We start from the raw sequence: 9,717 nt of genomic DNA, 5'->3' as shown, positions 1-9,717 counted from the left end.
TTGAGACTGAAACAGGTGTAAACCTATTTCAGGACTAGACACCGTTGGCCCTAACCCTAACTCGCCACCGAAGCTTCACTCCCCGCCGCCACACTCTCCAACCGATACCCATACCCATAAATCGTCAGCAACTGCCAACCCCGATCCGCCGTCAGCCCGAGTTTGTTGCGCAGACGGTAGATGTGGGTGTCGAGCGGGCGCGACGAGGTCATTTCCTCGTGGGTCCAGAAGCGCTCGTAGAAATACTCCCGGGACAGTGGACGGCCCAGGTTGGCGAACAGGCAGCGGGCCAGGCGGTATTCCCGTTCGGTCAGGCTGATGGGGATACCGGCGCGGGTGACGGTCAGTTCGGCGTCGTCGAATTCCAGGTCGTTGAATACCAGCACGTCGCTGGCTGGAGCACGTTGCAGGTTATGGCGTCGCAACACGGCTGTGACCCGGGCCTTGAGTTCGTTAGGCCTGAAGGGTTTGCTCACGTAGTCGTCGGCCCCGGCGTTGAGGGCCTGGACCACATCGTGCTCGCCGTCGCGGCTGGTGAGCATGATGGCGGCCGGGGGCGAGTCCATGTGCTCCCGCGTCCAGCGCAGCAGCGACAACCCGCTGATGTCGGGCAATTGCCAGTCGAGGATCAACAGGTCGAAGGTTTCCCGGCGCAGCTGCCGCAACAGGTCTTCGCCGCGCTCAAAACTGTGCAAGGTCCAGGCTTGCTCGCCCCTGCCGGGGATTTGTTGCAGTGTCTGTTCCACCCGGCGCAGCTCGGCCGGTTCGTCATCCAGTATGGCGACACGCATGGGATGCGATTCCTTGATCTCGAGAGTAACGGACATCATCAGGGTGGCCTGCAATCTGAACAAATATTCCACTTGCCCGATGTAACCTCGGCGGGCCGATAAGTTGTCGGGTTGCAGGTCCCCTGTCGCTGGCAGTGACAATACCGGCTCATGACGCGCAGGGAAAGGTAGCAGCGCGCCACCTATCGAGTCCGCTATAGTCTTTGGTCTTCAGCCTGCTGGGGCGACACGCGACCCCCCATGAAAAAAATCCCCCGTTCCTATGTTCTGTCAGGGTGCTTATGAGCAACCAGCGTCGTCGTGAAAGCCGTGAACCGACCCAAGTCCAACGCATGTTTCGCCAATTGGTACGGGAATGGTTGTGGATAAGTCTTCTTCTATTACCGCTCACCGCGTTGTTGTCGTTCAGTACCCAGCCAACACGCCACGGGCCAGAAGCGGCGTTGTTGTCGGTGTTTGTGGTCGCTGTTGTGCTGGGGTTTCTATTGCTGCGCCCTCGCCTGGCGCTGTGGACGACAGTGGGTGGCATGAGCATGGCCCTGCTGATCAGTGTCGTACTTGCGGCTGAAGGTTGGTGGTGGTCGCCCATGGCGAGCGTGCTGGGCATCGTGTTTGGCTATCTGATCTGGAATTGGCGGCGGCTGAGCGTGGTGCTGGCCTACTTTGGCTGGGAACTGGCGCGCCTGGATGCGGAGCCCAAGGTGTTCCCCGAACGGCGTCGTGCGCCCTACACGGGCAGCGACCGCTTGCAGGGCCAGATCATGGCCCTGGAGCAAGCCATGGGGAGAACCCGGGACACCCGCCGCTTTATTGCCGATGGCCTCGAATACCTGCCCGTGGCAACAATGATCAGCGATCCTCAGGGCAAGATATTGCTGGGTAACCGCAAAGCGCGTGATCTCTTCGGCCGTGGCTTGGCGGGGGGCGATGTATTGGAGCATCTCGCGCAGCTGGGTTACCCAGGACTGGAACGCGGGGTGCCTCACCGGTTATCCACATTACCCCTGGTGGAGTTTCGCGACAGCCGGGAGCGCAGCCTGCGTCTGGAACGAGCCCCGCTATTGCCGGTTGATGGAGAGGCGCCGATAGGCTGGTTACTGAGCCTCATCGACCTGAGCGCGGAGCGCGAAGCCGAAGAGCAGCGCAGCGTCATGTTGCGTTTTTTGTCCCATGATTTGCGCGCGCCCCACTCGGCGATCCTGGCCCTGCTGGATGTGCAGCGGCATCAGAACGGAGCGAATAATCCGCTCTTCGATCAGATCGAGCGGCAGGTGCGTCGCGCCCTGGAATTGACCGACGGCTTTGTGCAACTGGCCAAGGCCGAGTCTGAGGCGTATCAATTCCAGCCGACGCTGTTCGCCATGTTGGTCCTGGATGTACTTGACCAGGCGCTGCCCATCGCCCAGGCAAAACGCATCCAGTTAATTCATGAAATAGAGGACGAAGAGGCGATGGTGAGCGCGGATCAATCATTGCTGACCCGTGCCCTGTTCAATCTGCTGGAAAATGCCATCAAGTACAGCCCGTCCGACGCCTGCATTTCCCTGCAGGTTCATTGCACGTCGGGTTGGTTGACCTGCAATGTCGCCGACCAGGGCAAGGGCATCAGCGCCGAAGAACTACCGGACCTGTTCAGCCAGTATCGACGGTTTTCCTCGGCTCACGGTGTGGATGGCATTGGCTTGGGACTGTCGATGGTCAAGGCCGTGGTGGACCATCACGAGGGGAAAATCGAATGCCATAGCGTGGTAGGCAAAGGCACGACGTTCAGCCTGCGATTCCCGTTGTTGGCGGAGTAAAGATCGTCCGAACGCGGCCCGAGCCTTCGGACGATCTTTTGGTGCTATAAAAAACTTATGCACCTGTACGTGGCTTTTATGTGTTTATGAAATATGTATTAAAAACAAAGACATAAAACATAAAAGTAACGAATTTCGAAAAAACGGTGCACAGGTTATCCACAGATATCAAACAGCGGCTTGTTCCGTGGGCACTTCCGCGACAGGACCGGGTGGAAGCGAACCCATCTCCCGTTGGGTCTGTTCGTTCCAGGTTTGTACGCGTTCATTGAGCTCGGCAATGGCGCGGGGCCCGCTACCTTCGGCATACATGGGCTTGCCGATCACCACGGTGATGACGCCCGGTGTCCGGAGCCAGCCACCCTTGGGCCAGAACTTGCCGGCATTGTGTGCAATCGGCAGCACCGGCAGGTCAGCGTTTACCGCCAATGCGCTGCCACTGCGGGAGAATTTGCCGATCGTCCCGTAGGGAACACGGGTACCCTCTGGAAAGATCAAAACCCAAACCTTGTCCTTGAGTAGCTCATCACCTTTTTTCGCCACTTGCTTGAGAGCAACCTTGGGGTTGTCCCGGTCAATGGCGATGGGGCGCAGCATTGCCATGGCCCAGCCGAAGAAAGGTACGAACAGCAGCTCACGTTTGAGCACTTGGCTCAGGGGCTCGAAGTAAGCCGAAAGGAAGAAAGTCTCCCAGGTGCTCTGGTGGTTGGACTGGATCACGCACGGCCGCTCAGGCACGTTTTCGGCGCCTTTTACTTCATACCGTATCCCCAGAAAAACCTTGCTCAGCCACAGCGCGCAACGGCACCAGTACACATTGATAAAACGGTAGCGCGTCCTGAACGACATGAAAGGCGCTACAAAAAAACTCAACGTGCACCACAACAACGAACTGGTGCCCAGCAGCAGGTAAAAGAGAAAGGTTCTGATGGCCTGCAATATCGACATAGCGGCATTTACCGTTGCGGGCAGTGCCCGACTGTTTAAGCGCTTCCCGAACAGTCCTTGATCAGGATGTCTTGGGAGCTCTAATTGTGGATAAGTTCAGCGGCAATCGCCGCCAAGTCTTCAAAAATCAAGGTGCCCACCGGCAGGGTCTTGCCCAGAGTCTTCTCGCCTTTGCCGGTCTTTACCAAAACGGGCTGACAATCGACGGCCTTGGCCGCCTCCAGGTCACCCAGGCTATCGCCGACGAACCACACTCCCGCCAGCGTTACATCGTAGTGAGCGGCAATGGTTTTCAACATGCCCGGCTTGGGCTTGCGGCAATCACAACCTTCGTCCGGCCCGTGCGGGCAGTAGACGATCAGCCCGACTTCACCGCCCTGCTCGGCCACCAATGCGCGCAAGCGCTCATGCATGGCCTCAAGGACCGCGAGGTCGTAGTAACCGCGGGCAACGCCCGACTGGTTGGTGGCAACCGCCACCGTCCAGCCGGCCTTGCTCAACTGCGCGATGGCTTCGATCGAACCGGGGAGCGGCAACCACTCCTCCACCGATTTGATATAAGCGTCGGAGTCGTGGTTGATCACTCCGTCCCGATCGAGAATCAGCAGTTTCAACAGCAGCCCCTCAACCCAGCATGGAAATGTCGGCAATATTGAGGAACAGGCCCCGCAGGCGCGCCAGCAGTGCATAGCGATTCTTGCGAACATCTTCGTTGTCCGCATTCACCATCACGGCTTCAAAGAACGCATCGACAGGATCGCGCAGTGCTGCCAGGCGTGCCAGCGCTTCGGCATACTCGCGCTTTTCCATCAGCGGTTGCACGGACGTAGACGCCTGCTGGATAGCCGAGTTGAGTGAGAACTCCACGGCGTTATCAAAGTACCGCGCCTCAGGTACGGCGAAAATTGTAGGCTCGGCCTTGCTCAGCAGATTCGACACCCGCTTGTTCACCGCCGCCAGCGCTGCTGCTTCCGGCAGTTGGCGGAAAGCCTGCACCGCTTGGACGCGCTGGTCGAAGTCCAGGGCCGAACCGGGCTTGAGGGCACGCACCGACAGATAGGTGGCGACATCGACGCCTTCGTCTTCATAACGCGCACGCAGGCGGTCGAAGATGAATTCCAGCACCGCATCGGACAGACCGGCAGACTTGACCTTGCTGCCGAACGCATTGACGGCGAACGCCACGGCGTCGTTCAGGTCCAGGTCCAGTTGCTTGTCGATCAGGATCCGCAGCACACCCAGTGCCGCGCGACGCAGGGCGTACGGGTCTTTGCTGCCGGTAGGCAACATGCCGATGCCGAAAATACCGACGAGGGTGTCGAGCTTGTCGGCGATGGCCACGGCCGCACCGGTCAGGGTGGTCGGCAGTTCAGCGCCGGCACCGCGGGGCATGTACTGCTCGTTCAGCGCCAGGGCCACGTCTTGCGGCTCGCCGTCGTTGAGGGCGTAGTAGTAACCGGCAACGCCTTGCATCTCCGGGAACTCACCGACCATTTCGGTGGACAGGTCGCACTTGGACAGGATGCCGGCACGGGCCGCGCGCTGGGCGTCGCCGCCAATGCGTGGAGCGATGAAAGCAGCCAGTTTCGAAACGCGCTCGGCCTTGTCATAGACGCTGCCGAGTTTTTCCTGGAACACCACGTTCTGCAGTCGTTCGTTGAAGCTTTCCAGCGGTTGCTTCTTGTCCTGCTTGAAGAAGAACTCGGCGTCCGTCAGGCGCGGGCGAACGACTTTCTCGTTACCGGCGATGATCTGCTGCGGGTCCTTGCTTTCGATGTTGGCGACGGTGATGAAGCGCGGCAGCAACTTGCCTTCAGCGTCCAGCAGGCAGAAATACTTCTGGTTGTCCTGCATGGTGGTGATAAGCGCTTCCTGCGGCACTTCAAGGAAACGTTCCTCGAACGAGCACACCAGCGGCACTGGCCATTCCACCAGCGCGGTCACTTCGTCCAGCAGACTTGGCGGCACGATGGCGGTGCCTTCCTGCTGGGTGGCCAACTCTTCGGTGCGCTTGCTGATCAGTTCGCGACGCTCGTTGGCGTCAGCCAATACGTAGGCGGAACGCAGGTCGGCCAGGTAACTGGCCGGCGAGGTGATGCGCACGCTCTGCGGATGATGGAAGCGGTGACCGCGGGAATCGCGACCGGCCTTCTGGGCCAGGATCGTGCAGTCGATGACTTGGTCACCGAGCAGCATCACCAGCCATTGGGTCGGACGCACGAACTCTTCCTTGCGCGCGGCCCAGCGCATGCGCTTGGGAATCGGCAGGTCGTTCAGGGAATCTTCGACGATGGTCGGCAACAGGCTGGCGGTCGGCTTGCCCTTGATGCTCTGGCTGTAGCGCAGCTTCGGCCCGCTCTGGTCGATTTCGCTCAGGTCCACGCCACATTTCTTGGCGAAACCGAGGGCGGCTTGGGTTGGGTTGCCGTCGGCATCGAACGCGGCCTGGCGTGGCGGGCCGTCGAGGTTGATGCTGCGGTCCGGCTGCTGGGTCGCCAGGGCGGTGATCAGCACGGCCAAACGACGCGGCGCGGCGTAGACATGCTTGGCTTCGAAGTTCAGGCCAGCGGCTTGCAGGCCCTTCTCGATACCGGCCAGGAACGCATCGGCCAGGGTGTTCAGGGCTTTGGGTGGCAGTTCTTCGGTGCCCAGTTCAACCAGAAAATCTTGAGCACTCATTGTGCAGCCTCCAGCTTAGCCAACACTTCATCACGCAAATCCGGGGTCGCCATCGGGAAGCCCAGCTTGGCACGGGCCAGCAGGTAGGCTTGCGCAACGGAACGCGCCAGCGTGCGTACACGCAGGATGTATTGCTGGCGCGCAGTCACGGAAATCGCCCGGCGTGCGTCCAGCAGGTTGAAGGTGTGGGACGCCTTCAACACCATTTCATAGCTCGGCAACGGCAGCGGCTGGTCCAGTTCGATCAGGCGCTTGGCTTCGCTTTCATAGAAATCGAACAACTCGAACAGCTTGTCGACGTTGGCGTGTTCGAAGTTGTAGGTCGATTGCTCCACTTCGTTCTGGTGGAACACGTCGCCGTAGGTCACTTTGCCGAACGGGCCGTCGGCCCATACCAGGTCGTAGACCGAGTCAACGCCTTGCAGGTACATGGCCAGGCGTTCCAGGCCATAGGTGATTTCGCCGGTCACCGGGTAGCACTCGATGCCACCCGCTTGCTGGAAGTAAGTGAACTGGGTCACTTCCATGCCGTTGAGCCAGACTTCCCAGCCCAGGCCCCAGGCGCCCAGGGTTGGCGATTCCCAGTTGTCTTCAACGAAACGAATGTCGTGCACCAGCGGGTCGAGGCCGACGTGCTTGAGCGAGCCCAAGTACAGCTCCTGGAAGTTTTCCGGGTTCGGTTTCAGGACCACCTGGAACTGGTAGTAGTGCTGCAGACGGTTCGGGTTTTCGCCGTAGCGGCCGTCAGTCGGGCGGCGGCTGGGCTGCACATAAGCGGCGTTCCAGGTTTCCGGGCCGATGGCACGCAGAAACGTGGCAGTGTGGAAAGTGCCGGCGCCTACTTCCATATCGTAGGGCTGAAGTACCACGCAACCTTGCTCGGCCCAGTATTGCTGGAGGGCGAGGATCAAGTCTTGGAAGGTACGCACGGCTGGCGTAGGCTGGCTCACGAAATTCACCTGTTTCTTGGGCTGCGATTTAAAGAGCGGGAGTATACCCGATTCGTTCGTGCGCACGCCCCCTGGAGCCTTATGCCACGCTGCTTTTGGTGTTCTGACGATCCTTTGTACATGGCTTATCACGATCAGGAGTGGGGCACGCCGCTGCGCGATGCGCAGGGTTTGTTCGAGTTGCTTTTGCTCGAAGGGTTCCAGGCCGGGCTGTCCTGGATCACCGTTTTGCGCAAACGCGAGCGCTACCGGCAAGTGCTGTTCGGCTTTGACGTGCAGCGCGTGGCGCAGATGAGCGATGCAGAAATCGATGAGCTGATGCTCGACCCCGGCATCATCCGCAACCGCCTCAAGCTCAATGCGGCCCGGCGCAATGCCCAAGCCTGGCTGGCCCTGGAGGATCCGGTGGCGTTCCTCTGGTCGTTCGTGGACGGCAAGCCGGTCATCAACCACTTCAAGGACCGCTCCGAAGTGCCGGCCATCACGCCCCAGGCCGTGCAGATGAGCAAGGGCCTGAAAAAAGCCGGCTTCACCTTTGTCGGGCCGACCATTTGTTACGCCTTGATGCAGGCCTCGGGAATGGTCATGGACCACACCCAGGACTGCGACCGCTACGCGGAGCTGGCAAACGGCGGTTAGAATAGCCGGCTCGCAACACGCCCATGAATTCAGGAGTGACCTGTGGATAAGTTGAAAGGCGCCTTGCTGGTCGGCGCTCTGCGGTTGTTTGCGCTGCTGCCTTGGCGCGCGGTGCAGGCGTCGGGTTCGGCCATTGGCTGGCTCATGTGGAAGCTGCCCAATCGTTCCCGCGACGTGGTGCGGATCAACCTCGCCAAGTGTTTCCCCGAGATGGACCCGGCCGAGCGCGAACGCCTGGTGGGCCAAAGCCTCAAGGACATCGGCAAATCCCTGACCGAAAGCGCCTGCGCCTGGATCTGGCCGGCCCAGCGTTCCATCGACCTGGTGCGGGAAGTCGAAGGCCTGGACGTATTAAAAGAAGCGCTCGCTTCCGGCAAAGGCGTGGTGGGCATCACCAGCCACCTGGGCAACTGGGAAGTGCTCAACCACTTCTATTGCAGCCAGTGCAAACCGATCATTTTCTACCGTCCGCCCAAGCTTAAAGCGGTGGATGAATTGCTGCGCAAACAGCGCGTGCAACTGGGCAACAAAGTCGCGGCGTCGACTAAGGAAGGTATCCTCAGCGTCATCAAAGAGGTCCGAAAGGGCGGTCAAGTGGGCATTCCCGCCGACCCGGAACCGGCCGAGTCTGCCGGTATCTTCGTCCCCTTCTTCGCCACCCAGGCCCTGACCAGCAAGTTCGTACCGAACATGCTCGCCGGTGGCAAGGCCGTCGGCGTATTCCTCCACGCCCTGCGCCTGCCGGACGGCTCCGGCTACAAAGTCATCCTCGAAGCCGCCCCAGACGCCATGTACAGCACCGACACCGAAACCGCCTGCGCCGCCATGAGCCAGGTTGTGGAGCGTTATGTACGCGCCTACCCGAGCCAGTACATGTGGAGCATGAAACGCTTCAAAAAACGCCCGCCAGGCGAGGCGCGGTGGTACTGAAGGCCTGTTGCTGCATATGAGTGACACAGGGATTTGTGGTGAATGCAGGATATGCGAACACCCAAGAACCCATGTGGGAGCCGAGCTTGCTCGCGATGACGGCGGCCCATTCAACATCAGTGCAAGCTGAACCACCGCTATGGCGAGCAAGCTCAGTTCCCACGGGGATTTGTGATGGATGCGATATCTGTGAACAACCCGGAAAAACTGTGGGAGCGAGCCTGACAGACAACACATATCCAACCGAACGGCATCNTCCCACGGGGATTTGTGATGGATGCGATATCTGTGAACAACCCGGAAAAACTGTGGGAGCGAGCCTGACAGACAACACATATCCAACCGAACGGCATCACCCTGTGGCGAGGGAGCTTGCTCCCGCTGGGCTGCGCAGCAGCCCCAACCAAGCTGACACATTCTTTCAGGCAAACAGAGGTCTATTTTTCCAAGCACAGTGCGGGCTGAATGTCCTAAGCTCGCCTATCCCCAATCAGCCAAGGACGCGTCAATGGGCATTCGAGGTAATGACCGCCAGATCGACAACATCGAGCTCAATGTCAGCGACATCGCCCGAAGCAAAGCCTTCTATGCGAGCGCATTCGGCTGGAGTTTCGTCGACTACGGCCCGACCTACACCGAATTCAGCGACGGTCGTCTGACCGGTGGCTTCACGACCGGTGAACCTGTGCGCCCAGGCGGCCCGTTAATCATCCTGTACGCGGATGACCTTGAAGGCACCCAACTCAGACTCAAGGCCGCTGGGGCGATCATCAGCCGTGAAGTGTTCGATTTCCCCGGTGGCCGACGTTTCCACTTTATCGATCCGGATGGCTATGAGCTGGCGGTGTGGTCGGCTTCCTGATGGCTGATTGATCACGAGGAGGCGCAAAGCCTCAATCGTGTCCATGATTAAGGACCTGCGATATCGGTGACGTTGGAATGGCAAAGCCATCTCTAAATCCGTCGGATTACCGTCCATTC

General features: G+C 59.7%; 9 protein-coding genes. 4 read left to right on the top strand and 5 right to left on the bottom strand.

Annotated elements, in window-relative coordinates:
* Positions 1–56: 56 nt before the first annotated feature.
* Positions 57–791 (bottom strand): response regulator transcription factor, encoded by a 735-nt coding sequence (locus MKS85_RS27065; RefSeq protein ID WP_076386511.1) that lies wholly within the window; start codon positions 789–791, stop codon positions 57–59.
* Positions 792–1,072: 281 nt separating this feature from the next.
* On the opposite strand from MKS85_RS27065, the gene MKS85_RS27060 reads away from it, so the two are divergent.
* A complete protein-coding gene (locus MKS85_RS27060; RefSeq protein WP_188252210.1) occupies positions 1,073–2,590 on the top strand; it encodes a HAMP domain-containing sensor histidine kinase in 1,518 nt (505 codons plus the stop codon).
* Positions 2,591–2,758: 168 nt separating this feature from the next.
* Here MKS85_RS27060 and MKS85_RS27055 read toward each other — a convergent pair whose 3' ends face one another.
* The 4 genes from MKS85_RS27055 to glyQ all read right to left on the bottom strand — a co-directional run bounded on the left by MKS85_RS27055 (position 2,759) and on the right by glyQ (position 7,167).
* Complete coding sequence (locus MKS85_RS27055; protein ID WP_047230107.1) at positions 2,759–3,538, bottom strand: 1-acyl-sn-glycerol-3-phosphate acyltransferase; 780 nt, start codon at positions 3,536–3,538, stop codon at positions 2,759–2,761.
* Positions 3,539–3,618: 80 nt separating this feature from the next.
* Positions 3,619–4,158 carry a D-glycero-beta-D-manno-heptose 1,7-bisphosphate 7-phosphatase gene (gene gmhB, locus MKS85_RS27050; RefSeq protein ID WP_188252242.1) on the bottom strand — a complete coding sequence of 180 codons (540 nt, stop codon included), beginning with the start codon at positions 4,156–4,158 and terminating at the stop codon, positions 3,619–3,621.
* Between the two features lie 4 nt (positions 4,159–4,162).
* Positions 4,163–6,217: a glycine--tRNA ligase subunit beta gene (glyS, locus tag MKS85_RS27045; RefSeq protein WP_188252211.1), complete on the bottom strand. Its 2,055-nt coding sequence runs from the start codon at positions 6,215–6,217 to the stop codon at positions 4,163–4,165.
* On the bottom strand, positions 6,214–7,167 hold the full coding sequence (gene glyQ / locus MKS85_RS27040; protein ID WP_022641565.1) for a glycine--tRNA ligase subunit alpha: 954 nt from the start codon (positions 7,165–7,167) through the stop codon (positions 6,214–6,216). Before glyQ ends, glyS begins: the two co-directional genes overlap by 4 nt.
* A gap of 81 nt (positions 7,168–7,248) precedes the next feature.
* On the opposite strand from glyQ, the gene tag reads away from it, so the two are divergent.
* From tag to MKS85_RS27025, 3 genes are all read left to right on the top strand, one after another.
* On the top strand, positions 7,249–7,806 hold the full coding sequence (gene tag / locus MKS85_RS27035) for a DNA-3-methyladenine glycosylase I (protein WP_076383159.1): 558 nt from the start codon (positions 7,249–7,251) through the stop codon (positions 7,804–7,806).
* A 42-nt stretch (positions 7,807–7,848) separates the two neighbouring features.
* On the top strand, positions 7,849–8,736 hold the full coding sequence (locus MKS85_RS27030; RefSeq protein ID WP_188252212.1) for a lysophospholipid acyltransferase: 888 nt from the start codon (positions 7,849–7,851) through the stop codon (positions 8,734–8,736).
* Between the two features lie 508 nt (positions 8,737–9,244).
* The gene (locus MKS85_RS27025; protein WP_076383158.1) at positions 9,245–9,598 is read left to right on the top strand and encodes a VOC family protein; all 354 of its coding nucleotides are present in this window, start codon (positions 9,245–9,247) and stop codon (positions 9,596–9,598) included.
* Positions 9,599–9,717 lie beyond the last annotated feature (119 nt).

This window comes from Pseudomonas sp. JL2 (genome assembly GCF_031570495.1).
Classification (GTDB): domain Bacteria; phylum Pseudomonadota; class Gammaproteobacteria; order Pseudomonadales; family Pseudomonadaceae; genus Aquipseudomonas; species Aquipseudomonas rhizophila.
Note: the sequence above shows the minus strand (reverse complement) of the source record. Positions and strands in the feature narration are given on the sequence as shown.

What these genes read in the sequence shown, in the direction of transcription:
- MKS85_RS27060 (WP_188252210.1), top strand. Translation starts at nt 1,073, where the DNA reads ATGAGCAACCAGCGTCGTCGTGAAAGCCGTGAACCGACCCAAGTCCAA.
- MKS85_RS27055 (WP_047230107.1), bottom strand. Translation starts at nt 3,538, where the DNA reads ATGTCGATATTGCAGGCCATCAGAACCTTTCTCTTTTACCTGCTGCTG.
- MKS85_RS27025 (WP_076383158.1), top strand. Translation starts at nt 9,245, where the DNA reads ATGGGCATTCGAGGTAATGACCGCCAGATCGACAACATCGAGCTCAAT.
- glyS (WP_188252211.1), bottom strand. Translation starts at nt 6,217, where the DNA reads ATGAGTGCTCAAGATTTTCTGGTTGAACTGGGCACCGAAGAACTGCCA.
- tag (WP_076383159.1), top strand. Translation starts at nt 7,249, where the DNA reads ATGCCACGCTGCTTTTGGTGTTCTGACGATCCTTTGTACATGGCTTAT.
- MKS85_RS27065 (WP_076386511.1), bottom strand. Translation starts at nt 791, where the DNA reads ATGCGTGTCGCCATACTGGATGACGAACCGGCCGAGCTGCGCCGGGTG.